Annotated in this window: 23 protein-coding genes; 20 read left to right on the top strand and 3 right to left on the bottom strand. The window is 40.7% G+C overall.

Going from position 1 to position 23382, the window contains the following annotated elements; translation table 11 throughout:
- The first annotated feature begins 190 nt into the window (after window positions 1-190).
- Window positions 191-1660, top strand: a complete 1470-nt coding sequence (gene spoIVA / locus I4V44_RS15775; protein WP_008703041.1) for a stage IV sporulation protein A — start codon at window positions 191-193, stop codon at window positions 1658-1660.
- Between the two features lie 81 nt (window positions 1661-1741).
- Here spoIVA and I4V44_RS15770 read toward each other — a convergent pair whose 3' ends face one another.
- Window positions 1742-2113, bottom strand: coding sequence for a NusG domain II-containing protein (locus tag I4V44_RS15770; protein ID WP_243280299.1), 372 nt, complete (start codon window positions 2111-2113; stop codon window positions 1742-1744).
- Window positions 2114-2483: 370 nt separating this feature from the next.
- On the opposite strand from I4V44_RS15770, the gene glpK reads away from it, so the two are divergent.
- The 15 genes from glpK to I4V44_RS15695 all read left to right on the top strand — a co-directional run bounded on the left by glpK (window position 2484) and on the right by I4V44_RS15695 (window position 18089).
- A complete protein-coding gene (gene glpK / locus I4V44_RS15765; protein WP_025577002.1) occupies window positions 2484-3980 on the top strand; it encodes a glycerol kinase GlpK in 1497 nt (498 codons plus the stop codon).
- A 180-nt stretch (window positions 3981-4160) separates the two neighbouring features.
- The gene (locus tag I4V44_RS15760) at window positions 4161-5030 is read left to right on the top strand and encodes a phosphoribosylaminoimidazolesuccinocarboxamide synthase (RefSeq protein WP_020993888.1); all 870 of its coding nucleotides are present in this window, start codon (window positions 4161-4163) and stop codon (window positions 5028-5030) included.
- A gap of 214 nt (window positions 5031-5244) precedes the next feature.
- Complete coding sequence (locus I4V44_RS15755) at window positions 5245-6225, top strand: transglutaminase domain-containing protein (RefSeq protein WP_196002947.1); 981 nt, start codon at window positions 5245-5247, stop codon at window positions 6223-6225.
- Window positions 6226-6268: 43 nt separating this feature from the next.
- Window positions 6269-6526: a TM1266 family iron-only hydrogenase system putative regulator gene (locus tag I4V44_RS15750; RefSeq protein ID WP_118633535.1), complete on the top strand. Its 258-nt coding sequence runs from the start codon at window positions 6269-6271 to the stop codon at window positions 6524-6526.
- Between the two features lie 36 nt (window positions 6527-6562).
- A complete protein-coding gene (gene hydE / locus I4V44_RS15745; protein ID WP_196002946.1) occupies window positions 6563-7591 on the top strand; it encodes a [FeFe] hydrogenase H-cluster radical SAM maturase HydE in 1029 nt (342 codons plus the stop codon).
- Between the two features lie 170 nt (window positions 7592-7761).
- Window positions 7762-9183 carry a [FeFe] hydrogenase H-cluster radical SAM maturase HydG gene (gene hydG, locus I4V44_RS15740; RefSeq protein ID WP_196002945.1) on the top strand — a complete coding sequence of 474 codons (1422 nt, stop codon included), beginning with the start codon at window positions 7762-7764 and terminating at the stop codon, window positions 9181-9183.
- Between the two features lie 97 nt (window positions 9184-9280).
- Window positions 9281-10486 (top strand): [FeFe] hydrogenase H-cluster maturation GTPase HydF, encoded by a 1206-nt coding sequence (hydF, locus tag I4V44_RS15735; protein WP_196002944.1) that lies wholly within the window; start codon window positions 9281-9283, stop codon window positions 10484-10486.
- Window positions 10487-10996: 510 nt separating this feature from the next.
- Complete coding sequence (locus I4V44_RS15730; protein ID WP_119243539.1) at window positions 10997-11275, top strand: DUF2325 domain-containing protein; 279 nt, start codon at window positions 10997-10999, stop codon at window positions 11273-11275.
- A 276-nt stretch (window positions 11276-11551) separates the two neighbouring features.
- Window positions 11552-11761, top strand: a complete 210-nt coding sequence (locus tag I4V44_RS15725; protein WP_008703058.1) for a FeoA family protein — start codon at window positions 11552-11554, stop codon at window positions 11759-11761.
- A 97-nt stretch (window positions 11762-11858) separates the two neighbouring features.
- Complete coding sequence (locus I4V44_RS15720) at window positions 11859-12080, top strand: FeoA family protein (RefSeq protein ID WP_022380698.1); 222 nt, start codon at window positions 11859-11861, stop codon at window positions 12078-12080.
- A gap of 166 nt (window positions 12081-12246) precedes the next feature.
- Window positions 12247-14406 carry a ferrous iron transport protein B gene (gene feoB / locus I4V44_RS15715; protein ID WP_196002943.1) on the top strand — a complete coding sequence of 720 codons (2160 nt, stop codon included), beginning with the start codon at window positions 12247-12249 and terminating at the stop codon, window positions 14404-14406.
- 213 nt (window positions 14407-14619) lie between these two features.
- Window positions 14620-14751, top strand: a complete 132-nt coding sequence (locus I4V44_RS15710) for a FeoB-associated Cys-rich membrane protein (protein ID WP_008703063.1) — start codon at window positions 14620-14622, stop codon at window positions 14749-14751.
- A 149-nt stretch (window positions 14752-14900) separates the two neighbouring features.
- Window positions 14901-15311, top strand: coding sequence for a transcriptional repressor (locus I4V44_RS15705; protein ID WP_008703065.1), 411 nt, complete (start codon window positions 14901-14903; stop codon window positions 15309-15311).
- A 346-nt stretch (window positions 15312-15657) separates the two neighbouring features.
- On the top strand, window positions 15658-15993 hold the full coding sequence (locus tag I4V44_RS15700) for a DUF6110 family protein (RefSeq protein ID WP_119241867.1): 336 nt from the start codon (window positions 15658-15660) through the stop codon (window positions 15991-15993).
- Window positions 15993-18089, top strand: a complete 2097-nt coding sequence (locus I4V44_RS15695) for a heavy metal translocating P-type ATPase (RefSeq protein WP_196002942.1) — start codon at window positions 15993-15995, stop codon at window positions 18087-18089. The genes I4V44_RS15700 and I4V44_RS15695 overlap by 1 nt, the downstream gene beginning before the upstream one ends.
- A gap of 236 nt (window positions 18090-18325) precedes the next feature.
- On the opposite strand, the gene I4V44_RS15690 is transcribed toward I4V44_RS15695, so the two are convergent.
- Window positions 18326-18718, bottom strand: coding sequence for a metal-dependent transcriptional regulator (locus tag I4V44_RS15690; protein ID WP_196002941.1), 393 nt, complete (start codon window positions 18716-18718; stop codon window positions 18326-18328).
- Window positions 18719-19040: 322 nt separating this feature from the next.
- On the opposite strand from I4V44_RS15690, the gene I4V44_RS15685 reads away from it, so the two are divergent.
- The 3 genes from I4V44_RS15685 to I4V44_RS15675 all read left to right on the top strand — a co-directional run bounded on the left by I4V44_RS15685 (window position 19041) and on the right by I4V44_RS15675 (window position 21653).
- Window positions 19041-19259 carry a cation transporter gene (locus I4V44_RS15685; RefSeq protein ID WP_118409392.1) on the top strand — a complete coding sequence of 73 codons (219 nt, stop codon included), beginning with the start codon at window positions 19041-19043 and terminating at the stop codon, window positions 19257-19259.
- A gap of 113 nt (window positions 19260-19372) precedes the next feature.
- On the top strand, window positions 19373-21238 hold the full coding sequence (locus I4V44_RS15680) for a heavy metal translocating P-type ATPase (protein ID WP_118759389.1): 1866 nt from the start codon (window positions 19373-19375) through the stop codon (window positions 21236-21238).
- 52 nt (window positions 21239-21290) lie between these two features.
- Window positions 21291-21653, top strand: a complete 363-nt coding sequence (locus tag I4V44_RS15675; protein ID WP_019161538.1) for an ArsR/SmtB family transcription factor — start codon at window positions 21291-21293, stop codon at window positions 21651-21653.
- A 140-nt stretch (window positions 21654-21793) separates the two neighbouring features.
- Here the strand turns inward: I4V44_RS15675 and I4V44_RS15670 are convergent, their stop codons facing one another.
- Window positions 21794-22288, bottom strand: coding sequence for a Gx transporter family protein (locus tag I4V44_RS15670; RefSeq protein WP_118759388.1), 495 nt, complete (start codon window positions 22286-22288; stop codon window positions 21794-21796).
- A gap of 407 nt (window positions 22289-22695) precedes the next feature.
- On the opposite strand from I4V44_RS15670, the gene I4V44_RS15665 reads away from it, so the two are divergent.
- Window positions 22696-23112, top strand: coding sequence for a hypothetical protein (locus I4V44_RS15665; RefSeq protein WP_243102276.1), 417 nt, complete (start codon window positions 22696-22698; stop codon window positions 23110-23112).
- The last annotated feature ends 270 nt before the right edge of the window (window positions 23113-23382 follow it).

The following is a 23382-nucleotide window of genomic DNA, read 5'->3' as shown; positions in this document are numbered from 1 at the left end:
CCTGCGGCAATGGAATTTTGGCTTGTATGTCTCGGGATTTTGGCATATTCATGCCAAAACACCTCGCGGGATAGTGGTGTGTGAACAGTAACAATATGTCCAAACGATAAATAGAATATTTTGAAGCTTCCTTGCATATTTTATAACAATACATGAAGGCTATGTGTAAATATGCAAGGGGGCTATTTTTATGGAAAATTTTCAGGTGTATCGTGATATCCAGGCCCGTACAGGGGGAGATATATACATAGGGGTCGTAGGACCTGTCCGCACAGGAAAATCTACATTTATCCGCAGATTCATGGAACTTGTTGCATTGCCGCAGATGTCAGATACAAAGCAGGCAGAGATCAGAGATCAGCTTCCTTTAAGCGGATCAGGCAAAATCATCACCACAGCAGAAACAAAATTTATTCCCAAAGAAGCAGTTCCCATCACTCTCGGAGAAGATCAGCAGGTAAAGATCCGCCTGATCGACAGTGTGGGTTTTCTGGTAAAGGGTGCATCCGGGCAGACGGAGGACGGGAAAGAACGAATGGTAAAAACTCCCTGGTTTGAGCAGGCAATCCCATTTCGCGAGGCCGCACGCATCGGAACACAGAAAGTAATTCAGGAGCATTCCACAATAGGTATTGTGGTCACAACTGACGGAAGTTTCGGTGAACTTCCCAGAGACAATTTTCCGGAGGCAGAAGAGAAGACTATTCAGGAACTGAAAAAACAGCAGAAACCATTTATCGTGCTGGTAAATTCGCAGATGCCATATAAAGATGCGGCTCTGAAAACAGCGGAAGAAATCCAACAGAAATATAAGGTAACTGCTCTGACAGTAAACTGTGACCAATTGAGAAAAGAAGATATTGCCAGGATTCTGGAGAAGGTTTTATATGAATTTCCTGTCAGTCAGATTCAGTTTTTTATTCCGCGCTGGGTAGAAATGCTTCCCCTGGAGCATGAGTTAAAACAGCAGATCCTTTCACAGATCAGGGATAAAATGAAAAGTATGCAGCATATACGTGATATCACAAAGGAATCTGTAAAATTATCCGGACCTTATGTACAGGATTCCCTTCTGGAAGATGTAGGCTTATCCGATGGAACAGTAAAGGTAAGAATACGCATAAAGGAAGAATATTATTACAGGATGCTCAGTCAGATGAGTGGGATCGAAATGGAGAGTGAATATGAACTGATCCATACAATGCAGGAACTGGTACATATGAAAGAGGAATATGTAAAAGTGCAGGCTGCACTGGAAGCAGTGCGTGGAACCGGTTATGGTGTGGTTGTCCCGAATCTGGATGAGATTGAGATCGCACAGCCTGAAGTGATCCGACAGGGAAATAAATATGGAGTAAAGATAAAATCAAAGAGTCCGTCTATCCATATGATAAAGGCAAATATAGAAACTGAAATTGCTCCCATAGTAGGAACAGAACAGCAGGCAAAGGATCTGATCCAGTATATTGACGAAGGCAGCCAGAGGGGGGAGAGTATCTGGGAGACTAATATTTTCGGTAAATCCATTGAGCAGCTGGTACAGGATGGCATCCGAAGCAAGATTGCAGCTATCAGCGAAGAAAGCCAGGTAAAGCTTCAGGATACCATGCAGAAAATTGTCAATGACAGTAAGGGCGGGCTGGTGTGTATCATCATATAGCTGCCGTATAATATGGTTCCTTTTAATTTTGCTTTTTAGCCGAACTGTGAAACAGTTATTCAGTTACAGGCAACGGAGAGCTCAGGTTACTGCGTCAATTACCGGTTCGTCAGTTTTTTTACTGTCAGTACTTTTTTCCCCTTCAATAACGACTTTATTAGGGAGGCATACGATGGTGCCTCCTTTTTCATCGATTGCCTTCTGTTTCATACACAGATGATCGGGGCATTGTGCAGAGATCATACGTGCCTGACCGTCTTTGATCTCACAGACATTTGTATCGTTGATTTTAATCGTCTGATCCTTTTCCAGAGAATAAGTTCCATATTCTTCTCCGTCTACAGTAATGCGGATGGAACCATGACTGCCCTTATTTATAAGAAACATTCCTCCCCACATCGCAAGTGCAAGAATAAGGATACCACCTATAAAAATGAATTCTTTTTTCTTCAAAATATTGTACTCCATCTTTCTATAATAGCAGTAAGGTTTGTGTTACTGTTCACTGATAATATCCTGCAAAGCGTATTACTGAGAACGGAGTGAACAATAACAGGTTTGTTTTGTCTGCATCATAACATGAATAAAAAAGAATAGCAACCTTCAGATGTTTGTGGTATGGTTATAATAATAAAATGTACTCTCGGAGTCTTTATTGCACTTGCTTTTGCGGCTGATTTTTTGTTAGCTGCACCCGAATTTTATCAACGTACGCACCGCGTACGCCTCAAAAATTTGGGCACATCTAACAAAAAATCTTCTCACAAAATCAAGTACAAAAAGATTCCGAGAGTACATTGAAAGAGAACGGAGGAAATCTTTTATGGGAAAATATATTATGGCACTGGATGCCGGGACGACCAGCAACCGCTGTATCCTGTTTAATGAAAAGGGAGAACGTTTAAGTGTTGCACAGAGAGAATTTACCCAGTATTTCCCGAAACCGGGCTGGGTAGAACATGATGCAGATGAGATATGGGCCAGTATGCTGGGTGTGGCAGTAGAGGCAATGACCAAGATCGGAGCAGATGCTTCAAAGATCGCTGCGATCGGAATCACAAACCAGAGAGAAACTGCAATCGTATGGGATAAAAATACCGGCGTACCTGTCTATCATGCGATCGTATGGCAGTGCCGCAGAACATCGGAATACTGCGACTCGCTGAAAGCCAGAGGACTGACTGAGAAATTCAGGGAGAAAACAGGGCTTGTGATCGATGCTTATTTCTCTGCGACAAAAATAAAGTGGATTCTGGACAATGTAGAAGGAGCCAGAGAGAAAGCACAGAAAGGGCAGCTTTTGTTTGGAACTGTGGAAACCTGGCTGATCTGGAAACTGACAAAGGGCAGAGTCCATGTTACAGATTATTCCAATGCATCCAGAACCATGCTTTTTAATATCAATACTTTACAGTGGGATCAGGAAATTTTGAATGAACTTGACATTCCAAAGTCCATGCTTCCCAAACCAATGCCATCCAGCTGTATTTATGGAAAAGCAGATCCGGCAGTCCTTGGCGGTGCTATCCCTATTGCAGGTGCAGCAGGTGATCAGCAGGCTGCTTTGTTTGGCCAGACCTGCTTTAATGCCGGAGAAGCAAAAAATACTTATGGCACAGGATGTTTTCTTCTGATGAATACAGGAGAGAAACCTGTCTTTTCAAAGAACGGACTGGTTACTACGATTGCGTGGGGATTGGACGGAAAGGTAACCTATGCACTGGAAGGATCAATTTTTGTTGCAGGTGCAGCTATCCAGTGGCTGCGAGATGAATTAAAGGTAATTGATTCCTCTGAAGATTCCGAGTATATGGCAAATAAAGTATCAGATACACATGGATGTTATGTTGTGCCGGCCTTTACAGGACTGGGAGCTCCCCACTGGGATCAGTATGCGAGAGGTACGATCGTAGGAATTACCCGCGGTGTGAACAAATATCACATTATCCGCGCAACGCTGGAATCTATTGCCTATCAGGTAAATGACGTACTAAATGCCATGAAAGCAGATTCAGGCATTAATCTGGCGGCATTAAAAGTTGATGGCGGAGCCAGTGCCAACAATTTCCTGATGCAGACACAGGCAGATATTATCAATGCACCGGTCAACCGTCCATGCTGTGTTGAGACAACTGCAATGGGGGCTGCTTATCTGGCAGGTCTGGCAGTAGGCTACTGGAGCAGTAAAGAAGAAGTGCGCCACAATTGGTCCATTGACCAGAAATTCTACCCGTCTATCACTGAAGAAACAAGAGAGCAAAAGATCAAAGGATGGAATAAGGCTGTGAAATATTCTTACGGATGGGCGAAGGACGAATAAAGCCGTTTCGTGATATGAAGTGAGAATTAACAGTTGCTTACATTTTATCAGCAAAGCTAAATAAAATTCAGTGTATTGACAATCTTACAGAGATAGTGGTACGGTAATACAGTAATTTCGGCAAAGGCCGATGATTTTGGAGTTTTACAAATTACATAACGAATATTGAGGTGCGAAAAAATGCAGGAAATGAAACCAATCAAAGAAGGTAAAGTACGTGAGATTTATGACAACGGTGACAGCCTGATCATGGTTGCGACAGACCGCATCAGCTGCTTTGATGTTATCCTGAACAATCAGGTAACCAAGAAGGGAACTGTACTGACTCAGATGTCCAAGTTCTGGTTTGACATGACAGAAGACATTCTGCCGAACCACATGATTTCTGTAGATGTAAAAGATATGCCTGAATTTTTCCAGCAGGAGAAATTTGACGGAAACAGCATGATGTGCCGTAAGCTTGAGATGCTGCCTATTGAATGTATTGTTCGTGGATATATTACAGGAAGCGGCTGGGAAAGCTACAAGAAGACAGGTAAAGTCTGCGGCATTGAATTACCGGAAGGACTGAAGGAATCTGACAAGCTTCCTGAGCCGATCTATACTCCGTCCACAAAGGCTGAGATTGGCGATCATGACGAAAATATCTCCTATGAGCAGAGCATCGCTCACCTTGAGAAATATTTCCCGGGCAGAGGAGAGGAATTAGCTGCAAAACTTCGTGATAATACAATTGCACTTTATAAGAAATGTGCGGAATACGCATTAAGCAAGGGAATCATTATCGCAGATACTAAATTTGAATTTGGTCTGGATAAAGACGGAAACATGGTAATCGGTGATGAGATGCTCACACCGGACAGCTCCCGTTTCTGGCCTGCTGAAGGATATGAACCAGGACATGGTCAGCCATCCTTTGACAAACAGTTTGCACGTGACTGGCTGAAAGCAAATCCGGACAATGACTGGACACTTCCGCAGGATATTGTAGATAAGACAATCGGAAAATATCTTCAGGGTTATGAAATGCTTACAGGTAAGAAATTATAATAATTCAGAGATATAGCAGATACTGCTGTTCGAAACATTGATAAAAGTTCGGACAGCAGTATTTTTTGCTAAAATGCCACAAAAATGTGGAAATCAGATAAATTTTTTGTTACACTAAAGTGAAGAAGGTAATGGAAGAGACAGGATTGTAGTCATGGTGTGTAGTTATATTTTGTTTCTGAGATTATGAAAATGTGTAAGGAGAAAAAGGTTTATGAAAACATTGAAAAAGTTGCTTTTTATCATAATGGCAGTTGCTGTTTTAGCTATGCCGGTATTTGGTGTACAGGCTGCGGAAAGTGATATTCCTGTTACAGAGCAGCCCGGGGTATCCCCGACGCCATCTCCGGTTCCCATAAGAGAACTGGTTACAAAGGGAAATAAGATTCACTATTATTACAAGGGAAAGAAGGTTAAGAACAAATGGAAGAGATATAATGGTTATAAGTATTATTTTGGCGCAAATGGAAATGCTGTGCGAGGAGGACAGCGTATCAACAATGTAGTTTATGTTTTTGATGAGAAAGGACGTTTATTTGAGAATAAACAGAATAAAATTGTAAAATCCGGATCCAATATTTATCATATAAGGACAGAACACGGCCGTGCCAGCATTGGATATTTTATCTATAAGAATAATCTGTATTATGCGGATCCAAAAGGAAGGCTGTATCAGAAGAAATCCAGACAGAACGGCCAGCTTTATTTTACCAATTCCGGTGCTGCAAGAAAAGATTATAATGCTCTGCTGAAAATGCGTGTGATGCAGATTGTATCGTCAATCACAAATTCAGGTATGAGTCAGAGCCAGAAGCTTTATGCATGTTGGAAATATGTTGTTTACGGAGGATTTTACTATGGTGGTCCGGATCCTAACATTTACCAGAGTGGCTGGGCGCGCAGTGAGGCATTGAGGATGTTTCGTACAGGATATGGCAACTGTTATGGATTTTCCTGTATTTTTGCTGCTCTTGCAAGAGAAATAGGATATACACCATATATGATCTGTGGACGGGTACCGGGAAGCAGAGATGGAGCGGCAGATGGATTTACACGTCATTGCTGGGTAGAAATAAATGGCCTTTACTATGATCCGGAGGCTCAGTATGCAGGATGGATGACTGGAGTTTATGGATACGACTATTATCCAATCAGTCATCAGATTCAGAGAGTTGTAAATTTCTGTACATATTAATTTTGAAAATTATCTGAGAAAATTTCTGAAATGAGGTGTTTCTATGGCGAGCAGAATTGCGGTGATTGGAATTATAGTTGAAGAGTCTGATTCTGTGAAAGAGCTGAATCAGATTCTTCACGAATATGGTGAATATATCATAGGAAGAATGGGAATCCCATACAGACAGCGTGGTGTTAATATTATCAGCGTGGCGATGGATGCACCCCAGGATATGATTAATGCAATGACAGGAAAAATCGGGCGGCTTGCAGGGATTTCTGCAAAAACAGTTTGCTCAAAAAAGGCAGAAAACATATAACAAGAGGGGGATTACATAGTGTCGGCAGATTTTAAAATGTTAGAGAGTATCCAAAATACGCAAAGTATTTCAAGGGAAGAATTAGGCGCGATTTTACAGACACAAGATTCCTTTCTGATACAGGAACTTCATAAAAAGGCACAGCAGACAGCGACACAGATCTATGGAAATAAAATATACATTCGCGGTCTGATTGAGTTTACTAATTATTGTAAAAATAACTGTTATTATTGTGGCATCCGCTGTGCGAATGCAAAAGCCGACAGATATCGCCTTACAACAGAACAGATTCTATCCTGTTGTAAAACCGGATGGAACCTGGGATTTCGTACATTTGTATTACAGGGAGGAGAGGATCCTTATTATACAGATGAGAAGATCTGCCAGATCGTTCAGGAAATTAAATCAAAATATCCGGACTGTGCAGTAACCTTATCCATTGGTGAGAAGAGCGAAGAAAGTTATCAGGCATATTTTAATGCCGGAGCTGACAGATATCTGTTAAGACACGAAACTGCAGATGAAGAACATTACAGAAAACTCCATCCACAACAGATGTCTTTAAACAACAGAAAAAACTGCCTGAAAGTTCTGAAAAAAATCGGCTATCAGACCGGTTGCGGATTTATGGTAGGATCACCGGGACAAACGGTAGACACCCTTTATCAGGATCTTCTGTTTGTTAAAGAATTGAAACCTGAAATGGTTGGCATCGGACCTTTTATTCCCCATAAGGATACTCCGTTTGCAGATCAGCCTGCAGGGACACTGGATCTGACATTGAGATTATTATCAATCATCAGACTGATTCATCCACATGTTCTTCTGCCAGCGACAACTGCACTTGGAACAATTGATTCTAAAGGAAGAGAGAAGGGAATTCTGGCTGGCGGAAACGTCGTAATGCCTAACCTTTCTCCGGTTAATGTCAGAGATAAATACAAACTTTATGATAACAAAATCTGCACCGGTGACGAAGCAGCAGAATGTAAGGCCTGTATGGCAGCAAGAATGAAGAGCATTGGTTATGAAGTAGTGACGGACAGAGGCGATTATAAGGTCTGAATGTAAAGCTGATTTTTCTGAAGTTCCAGAATGCTTTACAAAAAGAGTCACTTCTGAATAACTTAAGCATCCGCAGTATGCGGAATATAAAACTGAATATAGAAAAATAAAAACTAATCGGAAAGCAGTTGATAAGAAAGCTCCTGACCGAAAAGAAAGGAAAAAAGCCTATGTATAATCCAAAATCATTAAAAGCAGAAGAATTTATTTCCGACGAGGAAATCCGGGAAACCCTTGCCTATGCAGACGCAAACAAGGAGAATGTGGAACTGATCGATCAGATTCTTGCGAAAGCAAAAGAATGTAAAGGTCTTACGCACAGAGAAGCGTCTGTTCTTCTTGCCTGTCCAATTTCTGAGAAAATTCAGGAGATGTATGATCTGGCAGCGGAAATCAAGAAAGAATTCTACGGAAACAGAATTGTTTTATTTGCGCCTCTGTATCTGTCTAACTATTGTGTAAATGGCTGTGTGTACTGCCCGTATCATAAGAAAAACCAGCACATTGCCCGTAAGAAATTAACACAGGAAGAAATTGTAAAAGAAGTTACCGCATTGCAGGATATGGGACATAAGCGACTCGCTATTGAAGCGGGTGAAGATCCGCTCAATAACCCGATTGAATATATTCTGGAATGTATCAAAACGATCTATAGTATCAAACATAAAAATGGTGCGATCCGTCGTGTAAATGTAAATATCGCGGCTACAACAGTAGAAAATTACCGTAAATTAAAAGAAGCCGGAATCGGTACTTACATTCTTTTCCAGGAAACATATCATAAAGAAAGCTATGAAAAACTTCATCCAACAGGGCCAAAACATAACTATGCATATCACACAGAGGCAATGGACCGCGCGATGGAAGGTGGCATTGACGATGTCGGCTTGGGTGTATTATTCGGACTGGAACTTTACAGATATGAATTTGCAGGACTTCTGATGCATGCAGAGCATCTGGAAGCAGTTCATGGTGTAGGACCGCATACGATTAGTGTGCCACGTATCAAACATGCGGATGACATTGATCCGTCTGCATTTGACAACAGTATCAGCGACGAGATTTTTGCAAAAATCTGTGCACTGATCCGAATCTCTGTTCCATATACAGGTATGATTATTTCAACAAGAGAGAGTCAGGTTGTTCGTGATAAAGTTCTTCCTTTAGGTGTTTCTCAGATTAGTGGAGCTTCAAGGACCAGTGTCGGTGGATATGATAAGCCTGAAACGGAAGATGAGGTTACATCTGCTCAGTTTGATGTCAGCGATCAGCGCACGCTTGATGAGATCGTAAACTGGCTGATGAATATGGGAGACATCCCAAGCTTTTGTACCGCCTGTTACAGAGCCGGAAGAACCGGTGACCGTTTTATGTCATTGTGCAAAAGTAAACAGATTTCAAACTGTTGTCATCCAAATGCCTTGATGACTTTAATGGAATATTTACAGGATTATGCAAGTCCTGAAACTAAGAAAGTCGGTCTGGAACTGATTCAGAAGGAACTCGAAAATATTCCAAGTGAAAAAGTAAAGAGGCTTACAGAAGAACATCTGGCAGATATCGTAAATGGGCAGCGTGATTTCAGATTCTGACAGAAATCATCTGCGAAACAGTTATCCAGTGTAGAGCCACGTCGCAAACGCGAATGATTTTATTCGTTTGACTTATTATATTGTGAAAGGAAAAAATATGGCTGTTACATTAAATGAAACACCTTCTGCAAATCGTCTGCATATTGGAATCTTTGGAAAAACGAACAGCGGAAAATCTTCATTTATCAATGCGTTTTCCGGACAGAAAGTATCTATTGTAGCAGATGTTGCGGGAACTACTACGGATCCTGTATACAAGGCTATGGAAATTTACCCTCTCGGCCCCTGTGTCCTGATCGACACGGCGGGATTTGATGATAAAGGTGAGCTTGGAGCTTTACGTATCGAAAAAACAGAACTGGCAGCGCAGAAGACGGACCTGGCAATTATTCTCTTCTGTGAAGAAGAAATGTCGCAGGAATTAAAATGGTATCGTTACTTTAAAGAGAAAAATACGCCTGTGGTTCCCGTTCTCAATAAAACAGATCTGTACACGCAGGAAGAAAAAGAAAAACTTGCTCACCTGATTCAAAGGAACACAAAGGAAGAAGTCTGTCTGATCAGTGCTAAAACAGGAGAGAGAATCCGTAATTTGAAGGAACTGCTTGCCCGAAGTATTCCGGAAGGATATGGAAACAGGATGATTACCGGTGATCTGGTTGATACCGGTGACCTGGTTCTGCTTGTGATGCCACAGGACATTCAGGCACCAAAAGGGAGACTGATATTACCACAGGTGCAAACTTTAAGAGAGCTATTGGACAAAAAATGTCTGGTAATGAGTGTGACAACAGATCAGTATCTGTCAGCCTTGGAGAATCTCGCAGTACCTCCGAAATTAATCATTACAGACTCGCAGGTATTTTCCTATGTATATGAAAATAAACCAAAGGAGAGTATGCTGACTTCTTTTTCAGTTCTTTTTGCAGCATACAAGGGAGATTTACCATATTATATTGAAGGTGCAAAGGCAATTGATACTCTTAACGAAAATTCACATGTTCTCATTGCAGAATGCTGTACCCATGCACCTCTGAAGGAGGATATCGGAAGAGTGAAGATTCCGCGAATGCTCAAAAAACGTTTTGGAGAGAAACTGGATGTAAGTCTGGTAAGCGGAACAGATTTTCCTGATGACCTTACTAAATATGATCTGATCATCCAATGCGGTGCCTGTATGTTTAATCGCAAATATGTAATGTACCGTATTGATAAAGCCAGAAATCAATATGTCCCAATGACGAATTATGGAATAACGATTGCTCATCTTACAGGAATTTTAGAGCACGTTGCACTTCCATAATTTGCAGAATATTTTGCAGAAAGCTTTTTTCAAACACGCTCTAAGATGAGCACCTAAAATATAATTTGTAATTGCTAAAGAGACCATTATACAAGGAAGTATGGTGGTCTTTTTGTTTATTTTATCGATCAGATAAACACGAATAATTAATTTAACCAAATAAACTGCGAAGCAGTTATTTGGTTATGAGCAAGTAGCGAAAGCGGATTGCGAATATCCGATTGACTAGAAGCCAGGTAAGCCCCTTGCTTCAATTACCAAGAGCAATAAATTAGTTATTTGTTGTAGAAACATATAGCAAAACGGATGGTTTTATCTTCTTAACTGCATATTTCATAGTATTTCAATATACTTTATTTTAAATACATATATTTTATTGCAATGTATTGACAAAAACGACATGTTAGCTTATACTAACTTATAGTTAGAGATAAATAACTACTAACACTATAAGAAAGCATAACTATAATATAGCACTCATAAAATATACTAAAATCAGGAGGACAATATATGAGTATCGTAATCGTAGGTGGACATGACCGTATGGTGGCACAGTATAAGAAAATATGTAAATCTTATAAATGCAAATGCAAAGTATTCACACAGATGGAGGCAGACTTCAGTAAAAAAATAGGATGTCCGGATCTGCTCGTACTTTTTACAAATACTGTATCTCATAAAATGGTAAAGTGTGCTCTGGATGAAGTTGGTTCTTCTACAGATATCGTTCGCTGCCATACCAGCAGCGGAAATGCACTGAATGGTATTCTTGAAACACGTTGCTGCTAAGCGACGAATTGTAAAATTAATTAAGAAACCTGAAACATTGACTACTTTGCGATATCAATACTACATATTGAATGCATGAATGAAGTTTAATTATTATGCAGATTGCAGTGATATAACAACGAATAAATGAAAAAATTTATTAATGTTTACAGATGAAAAACTTTTTCAATAAAAATATCAATAAAGTTATTGACATCTAACCAAAATTAGAATACACTAACCACATGATAAAGATAATGTTTATCACTTATTAAATGCAAAGGAAGGGATGAAGAAATGCCGTTATCAATGGTAAATGCCGGTGAACCTTTTACAATCAAAAGGATCGGAGGCAAAGAAGAAGTAAAGAGACATCTTGAGGAGCTCGGCTTCGTAGTAGGAGGAGTTGTCACAGTTGTTTCTGAGATTAACGGAAGCCTGATCGTTAATGTTAAAGAATCCAGGGTTGCCATTGGAAAAGATATGGCAAGCAAGATTATGGTCTGAACCATAATTTCTTCCTGAAAGAAAAATAAAATTCCAGAGCGTATAGATTGTGGAAATGATTTTTCAGACACGCTCCGGGGAAAGAAGGGAAAGAAACTTGAAGACATTAAAAGAAGTTCATGTTGGAGAGACCGTTAAAGTCCAGAAGCTTACCGGTGAAGGTCCGGTCAAGAGAAGAATCATGGATATGGGAATCACTAAAGGCGTGGAAATTTATGTAAGAAAAGTTGCACCTCTGGGAGATCCTGTAGAAGTAACTGTAAGAGGATATGAATTATCCTTACGTAAAGCAGATGCCGAAATGATTGTAGTGGAATAATTTTTTTGACATCATGTTAGGACTTTCTAACAATTAGTGTTATCTAATAGTTAATAAAAACTAAGTATTAGTGATGACTAATAACTGTTGAAATTGATATCAACAGCAGAAAGATTGGGTAAAGCGATCAAAATGAAAGAGATCAAGAAATCAGAGGAGAGAGATTATGTCAGTAAAAATTGCACTCGCAGGTAATCCGAACTGCGGTAAAACGACATTATTCAATGCACTGACTGGCTCAAATCAGTTTGTAGGTAACTGGCCAGGTGTAACTGTCGAGAAAAAAGAGGGTAAGCTGAAAGGACACAAAGATGTTGTTCTCACTGACTTACCTGGTATTTATTCTTTATCACCATATACACTTGAAGAGGTAGTTGCAAGAAATTACATTCTTCAGGAAAAACCGGATGCGATCATCAATATCGTTGATGGTACCAATATTGAACGTAACCTGTATCTTACAACACAGATTCTGGAACTTGGGATTCCGGTCATCATGGCAGTCAACATGATGGATATCGTTGAGAAAAATGGCGATACAATACATATTGATAAACTGAAAAAGAAACTTGGCTGTGAAGTTGTTACTATTTCCGCGCTGAAAGGAACTGGAATCACAGAAGCTGCAAACAAGGCAGTTTCCATTGCCCAGAGCCATAAGAAAATAACACCTGTCCATGAATTCTGTGATAAAGCAGAAGAAATCATCGGAGCAGTTGAGAATAAACTGACCGGTGTGGTACCGGAAGAACAGAAGAGATTCTTCGCAATCAAGCTTCTTGAAAGAGATGACAAGATCATTGAGCAGATGAATACATCCGTAAATGTATCTGCCGAGATCAAAGAAATGGAAGATGAGTTTGACGACGATACAGAAAGTATTATCACAAATGAGAGATATGTTTATATTTCTTCTATCATTGGTCAGTGTGTGACTAAGGCAAGAAAAGATAAACTTTCCACATCTGATAAGATCGACCGTATTGTTACCAACAGATGGCTGGCACTGCCGATTTTTGCAGTTGTAATGTTTATTGTATATTATGTATCTGTAACTACAGTTGGTGCTTTCGTAACTGACTGGACAAACGATGTTCTGTTTGGTGAGATCATTCCTCCGGCAATTGAATCCGGACTGAATGCGATTGGCTGTGCAGCATGGTTACAGGGACTGATCCTTGACGGTATTGTAGCCGGTGTGGGAGCTGTTCTCGGTTTCGTACCTCAGATGCTTGTACTGTTTGCATTCCTTGCATTCCTTGAGTCCTGTGGTTACATGGCTCGTGTAGCATTTATCATGGACAGAATTTTCCGTAAATTCGGTCTTTCAGGTAAATCCTTCATTCCAATGCTTATCGGCAGTGGATGTGGTGTTCCCGGTGTTATGGCTTCTCGTACGATCGAGAATGACCGTGACAGAAAGATGACAATCATGACAACTACATTCGTTCCCTGCGGAGCTAAACTTCCGATCATTGCCATGATCGCAGGTGCGTTCTTCGGAAACAGCGGATGGGTTGCAACAAGTTCTTACTTTGTCGGTATCGCAGCAATTATCTGTTCCGGTATCATCTTAAAGAAAACAAAAATGTTTGCCGGTGATCCGGCTCCGTTCGTTATGGAGCTTCCTGCATACCACTGGCCAACAGTCAGCAACATCTTAAGAAGTATGTGGGAAAGAGGCTGGTCCTTCATTAAGAAAGCCGGAACAATCATCCTTCTTTCAACAATCATTCTGTGGTTCTTAATGAGCTTCGGATGGGAAGGCGGAAGCTTCGGTATGGTTGAAGAACTTAACGAGAGTATTCTTGCTAAGATCGGTACAGCAATCGCATGGATTTTTGCACCTCTCGGCTGGACAAAAGCCGGCGAAGGATGGAAGATGGCAGTTGCAGCTGTTACAGGTCTGATCGCAAAAGAGAATGTAGTAGCTACATTCGGTATGCTTTATGGATTCGCAGAAGTTGCAGAAGACGGTGCTGAGATCTGGGGTAACCTGGCAGCAGCCATGACACCGATCGCAGCTTACGGTTTCCTGGTATTCAACCTTCTTTGTGCTCCTTGCTTCGCAGCTATGGGTGCGATCAAGAGAGAGATGAACAATACAAAATGGTTTTTATTTGCAATCGGATATCAGTGTGGACTTGCATATCTTGTGTCTCTGTGTATCTATCAGATCGGTACACTGGTTACAGGCGGTGGTTTCGGTATCTGGACGGTGGTTGCATTCGCAATTATCATCGGATTTTTATATCTGCTGTTCAGACCTTATAAGGAAAGCAGCAGCCTTAATGTAAATGTAAAGGGTATGGCAAAAGCCAGATAAAACAGTAATAAGATCAGAGCCTGCGTCCCATCTGGTGGTGCGGGTTCTGATAAACAGAATTGCAACTGTTTCATACCTTTTTCATCGCGGAGCGTGTTACTGAGAACGAAGTGAACAGTAACGTATCTTCACAGTTAGTGGACTGCTGATTATCAGATTGCAGTATAGTGATTATATGTGTATGATAATGATATAAAGCAGGAGGTGTCATTTATGGGAACATTGATTGTAGGAGCAATTTTGATTTTAATTGTCGGACTGATCATAAGAGGAATCGTCAGAGACAAAAAAAGCGGCAAGTCATCATGTGGCGGAGACTGCAGCCACTGCAGAGGGTGCCATTGAGAATCAGGCATATTACTGAAACCTGATGCCAAACAGCAGCCATATGTCAGGAAACAGAAATTAACAAGCGGAAGGATGATGTGATTTTGGGAGCAGCAGCATTACAGAGACAGGAAAATTGTAAAGAGCCCAATTACCAGAGAACCCGAATGCAGAAAGATGTTGTAATCCAGGAATTAAAGAAGCGAGGATGCAGGATTACCAAACAGAGAAGAATGCTGTTGGAAGTCATTCTTGAAAATGAGTGTTCCTGCTGTAAAGAAATCTATTACAATGCATCCCGCCTGGATCCGGGCATCGGATCAGCTACGGTGTACCGTATGGTAAACCTTTTGGAAGAAATTGGTGCGATCAGCAGAAGAAATATGTATAAAATCGTGAGAAATCCGGATTGTAAAGATGAAAGTGTATGCACCATCGAGCTGGATGATAATACAGTCCAGAAATTATCAAAAGACAGTTTTAACAATGTAGTCCTGACAGGACTGAAGGCCTGTGGATACATTGACAAACAGGAAATCGAGCGGATGTTCGTAAATTCCTGTGATTTTAAACATTGAAAACAAGTAAAAATTTAAATAGAGAACGAACTGATGACCGCCGGGAAATACTGAAGAGTATAATTTCCGGTGGCTTTCTTATATTTCTTCAGTTTTTTACTCTCTTTTGGCAATACGGTTTCCGGTAACCTTCTTAACATATCTGAAATGAGAACATTTCTCAACAAGAAGAAAAAAGTAGAAATATGAGAATTTTGGCTGTATAATACATGAAATATAAATAAGCTGATGTCGCAATAATGTGTTTGCCCATCATATTTATCTGAAAACAGTTCATAACTGTTCAGCACCGAAAGGGTGCTGAATGGTTACAATAAATTAAAAATCACAACAGGAGGATACATCAATGATTAAATTTGACGGTAAAAAAACAGGAATCTTTGCAGCAGGAGTAGCTTTCGGTACAGCAGGTATCAAGATTCTTACAAGTAAAGATGCAAAGAAATTATACACAAACTGCACAGCAGCCGTTTTACGTGCAAAGGCATGTGTAATGAAAACAGCTTCCGCAATTCAGGAGAATGCTGAGGATATTTATGCAGAAGCACAGCAGATCAATGAAGACAGAGCAGCAGCTGAGGAAGTGGTAGAAGATACAGCTGAAGAAACAGCTGAAGAAACAGAAGAGACAACAGATTTCAAAGAAGAGACAGAAGAAACAGAAGAAGGCAGCGAGGAATAATGAAATTTGCTATTAAGCATGAAATAAAAGGACGAATCCGTATCCACCTTGCCCAGAAACACATGACCTACAGACAGGCGGATATTCTGCAGTGTTATCTGGAGAAAGAGGCAAATATCAGCAAGGCATCGGTTTATGTAAGGACTCAGGATGTCGCTGTTGTCTATACCGGCAGCAGAGATGGGCTGATTCGTTTACTGAGCAGATTTTCCTATGAAACTGCTCAGGTATCTGAATCAGCACTTGAGAATTCCGGACGTGAATTAAACGAAACCTATAAAGAAAAACTGATCAACTCTGTAGTAATGCGTACATTAAATAAAATGTTTCTGCCATACCCGGTACGTGTAGCGATCACTACAGTGAAATCAGTAAAATACATTTATCATGGTGTACGTACTCTGATGAAGGGAAAACTGGAGGTACCTGTTCTGGATGCAACAGCAATCGGTGTATCTATGCTCCGCGGTGACTTCAATACTGCAGGTTCCACCATGTTCCTGCTTGGAATCGGTGAGATCCTTGAGGAATGGACACATAAGAAATCCGTCAATGACCTTGCAAGAAGCATGTCTATCAATGCAGAGAAAGTATGGTTTGTAAACGAAGACGGACAGGAGGTTCTTATACCTGCTTCTTCTGTTAAAGCAGGTGATCTGATACGCGTACATATGGGTAATGTGATTCCGTTTGACGGAAATGTTACAGCAGGAGAAGCAATGGTCAATCAGACTTCTCTGACAGGTGAATCTGCACCTGTACGTAAAGCAGAAGGCAGCTTTGCCTATGCAGGAACTGTTCTGGAAGAGGGCGAACTCACTGTTAAGGTTAAAGAAGCAGCAGGTTCCAGCCGCTATGAGAAGATCGTCAACATGATCGAGGATTCTGAGAAGTTGAAGTCCTCTGTGGAAAGTAATGCAGAACATCTTGCAGACAGACTTGTACCATACACTCTTGCAGGTACAGGGATAACTTATCTGCTTACCAGAAACATGACGAAAACCCTTGCGGTACTTATGGTAGATTTCTCCTGCGCACTGAAGCTTGCCATGCCTGTTTCCGTATTATCCGCTATACGTGAGGCAAGTACTCACAGTATTACTGTAAAGGGCGGTAAATATATGGAAGCAATGGCTGATGCCACGACTATTGTATTTGACAAGACGGGTACACTTACAAAAGCAAAGCCTGTAGTTTCAGATGTGGTATCTTTCAGTGAAGAGCTGAGTTCAGATGAGCTTCTGCGTATTGCAGCATGTATGGAGGAACATTTCCCTCATTCCATGGCAAGAGCAGTTGTCAATGCAGCCAAAGAGAAACATCTTGTTCATGAGGAAATGCATTCCAAAGTAGAATATATCGTAGCTCATGGTATTTCTACAACTATTGAAGGCAAAAAGGCAGTGATCGGAAGCTGGCATTTCGTAATGGAAGATGAAAAGTGTGTAATTCCGAAAGGAATGGAAAACAGATTTGAACACCTGCCATTAGAATGTTCTCACCTGTATCTTGCAATCGAAGGAAAACTTGCAGCAGTTATCTGTGTAGAGGATCCGCTTCGTGAAGAGGCTGCAGATGCAGTACGTGAATTAAAAGAAGCCGGCATTACAAAAGTCGTAATGATGACCGGTGACAGTGAACGTACAGCAGCAGCTATTGCGAAACGTGTAGGTGTAGATGAATATTACTCCGAAGTTCTGCCGGAAGATAAGGCATCTTTTGTAGAGAAAGAAAAAGAACTGGGTCATAAAGTTATTATGATCGGTGATGGGATCAATGATTCTCTGGCACTTTCTTCTGCAAGTGTGGGAATTGCTATCAGTGATGGCGCAGCTATTGCACGTGAAATCGCAGATGTTACAATTTCTGCAGATAATCTCCATGAGATTGTTACGTTAAAGAGACTGAGCACAGCGCTGATGAAGCGTATCCATAATAATTACAGAACTATTATTGGTATAAACGGTGGTCTGATCGCACTTGGAGTTACAGGTATCATTATGCCTACAACATCCGCACTGCTTCATAACATGTCAACACTGACTATCAGTTTAAGAAGTATGAGAAATCTTCTTCCAAAAGAAGAGGAAGCATAAAGATAACTATAAAAAACCATATCCGGGATTTCATGATAAAGCAACAGATGCTTAGTCTCTGAAAATCCGGGATATGGTTTTTATTATGTTTTTATTTATAGCAATCCTCTAAAATAATGCATCTTAATCCAGCCCATCAGAGTGTGAAATCCTGCGTCAGATATCTTTGCCGTGCGTCAGCACGCCTGCAGATATCTTCCTTGTCTTTCGCACGCTGCTGAACTGTCTTAAATGCATTATTTACGAGGATTGCTATAATTTTCATGCGTGCCTGCAATAGACTTCTTAATGGCAGCAAAACTCTCTGCGCTGATCGCATGCTCCATCTTACAGGCATCCTCGGCTGCAACCTTCGGGTCAACTCCGATAGAAGTCAGCCATCCGGTCAGAAAGGTATGTCTTTCATAAATCTTATCTGCAATTTCCTGCCCGGTTTCCGTCAGATTGATAAATCCATTTTCATCAATCGTAATGTAATTACTGGCTTTCAAATTCTTCATTGCAATACTGACACTCGGTTTTGAAAAAGACAGTTCATGCGCAATGTCGATAGAGCGGACATTACCATTTCTTTTTTTGATCATAAGGATCGCTTCGAGATAATCTTCTCCTGATTCATGTATCGCCATATTGATACCCTCCTTTTTTCTTTCCGATATTGCTGCTGTGAACTGCTGTACGCAAACAGTACAGACAGTTATGTTCTGTCAAAGAGTATCCTATTTCTTTTTATGATTTTGATACCTGCCAGATAATAATATCCTGTTTTTTAAAACATTAAAGCAACACGTTAAACTATAATAACATGGATTATAACATAACTTTTGATTTCCGTAAAGAAATCTCCTCAAAACTATTGACAGAAGAGAAAATAATGCTATAATAGAATCAAACAAATGAACAAGTGCTCATATGTTAATATAAAAGAGATGAGCGGAAAGGGAAAATATTATGAAGAAAACTTATAAAATCGATGTAGACTGTGCAAACTGTGCTAACAAAATGGAGGAAGCTGCCAAGAATACAACCGGTGTTAAAGATGCAACAGTTAACTTTATGATGCTGAAGATGATCGTTGAATTCGAAGACGGACAGGATCCAAAAGCAGTTATGAAAGACGTATTAAAGAACTGCAAGAAGGTAGAAGACGACTGCGAGATTTATCTTTAATCCTGAGTTATCCGGAGGATGGACTGTTGCATAAAACGTATCCCGGCACTGAGCTTTTCGCCGGAAAGTTTTTTGCAGCGGTCCTGCTTTTATAAGAAGAGAGAGGTATTGATATGAACAAGAAGCAGAAGAAAATGCTGATCAGAATTATCATAGCAGCAGTGCTGATCGTGGTCTTTTCCTTACTGCCGACAGAGGGATACCTGAGATTTGTTCTTTTTATGATCCCATATCTGGTCATCGGCTATGATATCCTGAAGAAAGCATTTAAGGGTATTTTAAATAAACAGGTGTTTGACGAGAACTTTCTGATGGCTGTAGCCACAGTAGGTGCAATTCTCCTTGGCGATTATTCCGAGGGTGTTGCAGTTATGCTTTTCTACCAGATTGGAGAGCTTTTCCAGAGCTATGCAGTGGGAAAGAGCAGACGAAACATCAGTGAACTGATGGATATCCGTCCTGATTATGCGAACATAGAGAAAGACGGAACACTGGAACAGGTTGATCCTGATGAAGTTGAGATCGGAACCATTATTGTTGTTCAGCCGGGTGAAAAAGTACCGATCGATGGAGTGATCACCGAGGGAACTTCTACATTAAATACAAGTGCACTGACAGGTGAGAGTCTTCCGCGTGATGCAAAAGCAGGCGATGAAGTGATCAGTGGCTGTATCAATATGACAGGTCTGCTGAAGATCCGTACAACTAAGGAATTCGGTGAATCTACAGTATCCAAGATCCTTGAACTGGTAGAGAATTCCAGCTCCAGAAAGTCAAAATCTGAAAATTTTATTTCCAAATTTGCGAAATACTATACACCTGCAGTATGTTACGGAGCCCTTGCTCTTGCATTTATCCCGCCGATCGTACTTCTTATTATGGGAAAACCTGCCATGTGGGGAGACTGGATCTACAGAGCCCTTACCTTCCTTGTAATCAGCTGTCCATGTGCGTTGGTCATCAGCATCCCGTTAAGTTTCTTCGCAGGAATCGGCGGAGCCAGCAATCAGGGCATTCTGGTCAAGGGTTCCAACTATCTGGAAACACTGGCTCAGACAAAATATGTTGTATTTGACAAAACAGGTACTATGACTCAGGGTGTCTTCGAAGTAAGTGGTATTCATCACAACGAAATGCCTGACGAAAAATTGTTAGAATATGCAGCACTTGCCGAGTGTTCTTCCTCCCATCCGATCAGTAAGAGCCTGCAGAAAGCATACGGAAAACTAATCGACAGAAATCGTGTTACTGATATTGAAGAAATCAGTGGTAATGGTGTGATTGCCAAAGTTGACGGCATATCTGTAGTTGCCGGTAATACCAAATTAATGAACAGACTTGGCATTGCTTATCAGGATTGCCATCATGTAGGAACTGTTGTGCATATGGCCATTGACGGCAAATATGCAGGACATATCCTGATATCCGATATCATCAAACCTCATGCAAAAGAGGCAATCGCTGAACTGAAGAAAGCCGGAATCAGCAAGACTGTTATGCTGACAGGCGATTCAAAACGTGTTGCAGATCAGGTTGCCGAAGAACTGGGAATCCAGGAAGTATACAGCGAACTTTTACCTGCTGACAAAGTTTCCAGGGTAGAAGAACTTCTTAATCAGAAGTCTGAAAAGGCTAAACTTGCGTTTGTAGGTGACGGCATCAATGATGCTCCTGTATTGTCCAGGGCAGATATCGGTATTGCCATGGGTGCTCTTGGCTCCGATGCAGCGATCGAGGCAGCAGATATTGTGTTGATGGATGATGACCCGCTGAAAATTTCCAAAGCAATTAAAATCGCACGTAAGTGTATCCGCATTGTATATGAAAATATCTACTTTGCTATTGGTATCAAGGTTCTCTGCCTGATCCTGGGTGCCATTGGTATTGCAAATATGTGGATGGCCATCTTCGCAGATGTAGGAGTTATGATCATTGCAGTACTGAATGCGATTCGTGTATTATTTGTGAAAAAACTGTAAGTATGGATAAATATTAGAACTGATAACAATTAGAAAGGAAACAGATGACAGAATGGAAGAACGTAAAGATGAAGTATGTGATGGTTTCGAGGTTCATGAAGACCTGTTGAAGATTGTAAATGAGACCCTGCCCGAGGAAACAGAGCTTTATGATCTGGCAGAACTTTTCAAGGTTTTTGGAGATTCTACCAGAATCCGGATTCTCTTTGTTTTATTTGAGGCAGAGGTCTGCGTATGTGATCTTGCAAAGGTACTGAACATGACCCAGTCTGCCATTTCCCATCAGCTTCGCATCCTGAAGCAGAACAAACTGGTAAAAAGCCGCAGAGAGGGGAAATCCATTTTCTATTCCCTTGCAGACGACCATGTCCGTACCATCATCAATCAGGGACGGGATCATATAGAAGAAGACTAAGAAATCAGCAGGATATGGTTGACTTAAATTTCAGGAATTCAAAATCAAATCAACTCTTCGGCTTGATATGGCTGACCCATATGGTTGACCTAAATTCCAAGAATCATAAAAACCAGCTCATATATAAAAAGAGCTAGTTTTTATGATTCATATGGAAGCTGCACCCGCTTGCAGAGTTCAGCAGTAAGTCCGCCGATCACAACTCCCGCCACAACCCCTGCTACAAGCAGTGCAGGTGCATATACAAACACACTTGCATTTTGTACGATCAGCATGGCAATGATCAGCTGACCGATATTATGGGAAACACCTCCTGCAACGCTGACACCGATCAGACTGAAGGAGGTGTTTTTCAGCATAAGTGTCATAACTGTCATACTGAGCACGGCGCCTGCCAGACTGTACAGGATACTGAACAGATTTCCGAACATAAATCCAATCACCAGAATGCGGACAACGGAAACCAGGGCAGCCTCCCTAAATGAATATTTCTTCAAAATAAAAAGTACTCCCAGATTGGCAAGTCCAAGTTTAATTCCCGGAATCCCCGCAAAAACCGGAATCAGTGATTCCACATATCCCAAAATAATCGCCACAGCTGAAAAAAGCCCAAGGCAGGCTGTTTTTTGCCTCATAAATCTATTTTCTCCTCTCAAAAAAATCCAAAATGGAATTATCAGAATTCTTCAGACATTTTAACACAGAAAAAACATTCCCGCAACCACAAGTTAGATATAACTAATACTGATTTTCGCTGAAAGCATTTATTGAAAAAAAATGACGAATATCTCCGGTAAAAAAGTGTGGATTTTTCCAGACAGACATGTTACTATTTCATAAGTTAGTAGTGGCTAATTTATGCGATTACTGCTGACAGCCTACCTATAGCAATCCTATATGAATATCTTTGGCAGAAGTCACTCCCTTTTGGTAAAAGTAAAATCCCTTTGGTTAGTTTGTTGCCGAGGATGCGCAGGAAGAATTTACCACCGAAGATGTCCTGGATGCTTTTGCTGCTGAAGCACAGCAGGGCGATGCTTATGTGCTTATGAATATTCCATACGATGATTTTTATAAGGCAGAACTGAAAAATAATGATGTAAAAGTTGATGCTTTCACATCTGCAACTCTTAATAAATCAAGAACAGCAGGTATGATGAACGAAAATTCCGCTTATCACGTAGACCCCAATGGAACCGATGTAACAGGTGTTACTTTCCCTGTAAAGGTCAGTGATCTTTCCCTTCTGAAAGACCAGAAGCAGGTCACAGATTCCGACTCTGTAACGATCACAGTGACAAACAGAGGACAGACAAGCAGCAACACCTATACAGGAAAAGATTCCCTGATTGAAAATGCCTCTTATTCTTATTACATTTTAACAACCGCAGCAAGAATTCCCTCACCTATAGGTGATGGGATAAATTGCACATTCGAGCATGTCTGCTCAAATTCATAAAAAATCACAAAAACGCTTGTTCTGATGCAATAAATGTATTATAATAAAAAAGAACAATATGCTCTTGAAATTTGGACGGTCGAAATAAGCAATAAGTGAGTGTACATAATGAGTTTAGATAATAATTCTCATTCAGTGTTTTTGTTTGATTCTGGTTATGAAATATAGCAGAAAGATGCTGGACGATAAGATATCAGAGAGAACAAAAGAAATCTTTGAAATATAGCACCTGTTGAAACAATCCATCAGTATATAGAGAGTCAGGGTGAG

Source organism: Blautia sp. 1001283B150304_161114_C9 (genome assembly GCF_015668165.1).
GTDB classification, from domain to species: Bacteria; Bacillota; Clostridia; order Lachnospirales; family Lachnospiraceae; genus Blautia_A; species Blautia_A wexlerae.
This window is presented reverse-complemented; position numbering and strand designations above follow the sequence as displayed.

Coding starts and splice junctions, on each gene's coding strand:
- I4V44_RS15705 (WP_008703065.1), top strand. CDS start 14,901: ATGCAGAAAGATGTTGTAATCCAGGAATTAAAGAAGCGAGGATGCAGG.
- I4V44_RS15670 (WP_118759388.1), bottom strand. CDS start 22,288: ATGAGGCAAAAAACAGCCTGCCTTGGGCTTTTTTCAGCTGTGGCGATT.
- I4V44_RS15675 (WP_019161538.1), top strand. CDS start 21,291: ATGGAAGAACGTAAAGATGAAGTATGTGATGGTTTCGAGGTTCATGAA.
- I4V44_RS15695 (WP_196002942.1), top strand. CDS start 15,993: ATGAAATTTGCTATTAAGCATGAAATAAAAGGACGAATCCGTATCCAC.
- I4V44_RS15725 (WP_008703058.1), top strand. CDS start 11,552: ATGCCGTTATCAATGGTAAATGCCGGTGAACCTTTTACAATCAAAAGG.
- I4V44_RS15690 (WP_196002941.1), bottom strand. CDS start 18,718: ATGGCGATACATGAATCAGGAGAAGATTATCTCGAAGCGATCCTTATG.
- I4V44_RS15755 (WP_196002947.1), top strand. CDS start 5,245: ATGAAAACATTGAAAAAGTTGCTTTTTATCATAATGGCAGTTGCTGTT.
- hydF (WP_196002944.1), top strand. CDS start 9,281: ATGGCTGTTACATTAAATGAAACACCTTCTGCAAATCGTCTGCATATT.
- glpK (WP_025577002.1), top strand. CDS start 2,484: ATGGGAAAATATATTATGGCACTGGATGCCGGGACGACCAGCAACCGC.
- hydE (WP_196002946.1), top strand. CDS start 6,563: ATGTTAGAGAGTATCCAAAATACGCAAAGTATTTCAAGGGAAGAATTA.
- I4V44_RS15750 (WP_118633535.1), top strand. CDS start 6,269: ATGGCGAGCAGAATTGCGGTGATTGGAATTATAGTTGAAGAGTCTGAT.
- feoB (WP_196002943.1), top strand. CDS start 12,247: ATGTCAGTAAAAATTGCACTCGCAGGTAATCCGAACTGCGGTAAAACG.
- I4V44_RS15730 (WP_119243539.1), top strand. CDS start 10,997: ATGAGTATCGTAATCGTAGGTGGACATGACCGTATGGTGGCACAGTAT.
- spoIVA (WP_008703041.1), top strand. CDS start 191: ATGGAAAATTTTCAGGTGTATCGTGATATCCAGGCCCGTACAGGGGGA.
- hydG (WP_196002945.1), top strand. CDS start 7,762: ATGTATAATCCAAAATCATTAAAAGCAGAAGAATTTATTTCCGACGAG.
- I4V44_RS15710 (WP_008703063.1), top strand. CDS start 14,620: ATGGGAACATTGATTGTAGGAGCAATTTTGATTTTAATTGTCGGACTG.
- I4V44_RS15700 (WP_119241867.1), top strand. CDS start 15,658: ATGATTAAATTTGACGGTAAAAAAACAGGAATCTTTGCAGCAGGAGTA.
- I4V44_RS15685 (WP_118409392.1), top strand. CDS start 19,041: ATGAAGAAAACTTATAAAATCGATGTAGACTGTGCAAACTGTGCTAAC.
- I4V44_RS15680 (WP_118759389.1), top strand. CDS start 19,373: ATGAACAAGAAGCAGAAGAAAATGCTGATCAGAATTATCATAGCAGCA.
- I4V44_RS15760 (WP_020993888.1), top strand. CDS start 4,161: ATGCAGGAAATGAAACCAATCAAAGAAGGTAAAGTACGTGAGATTTAT.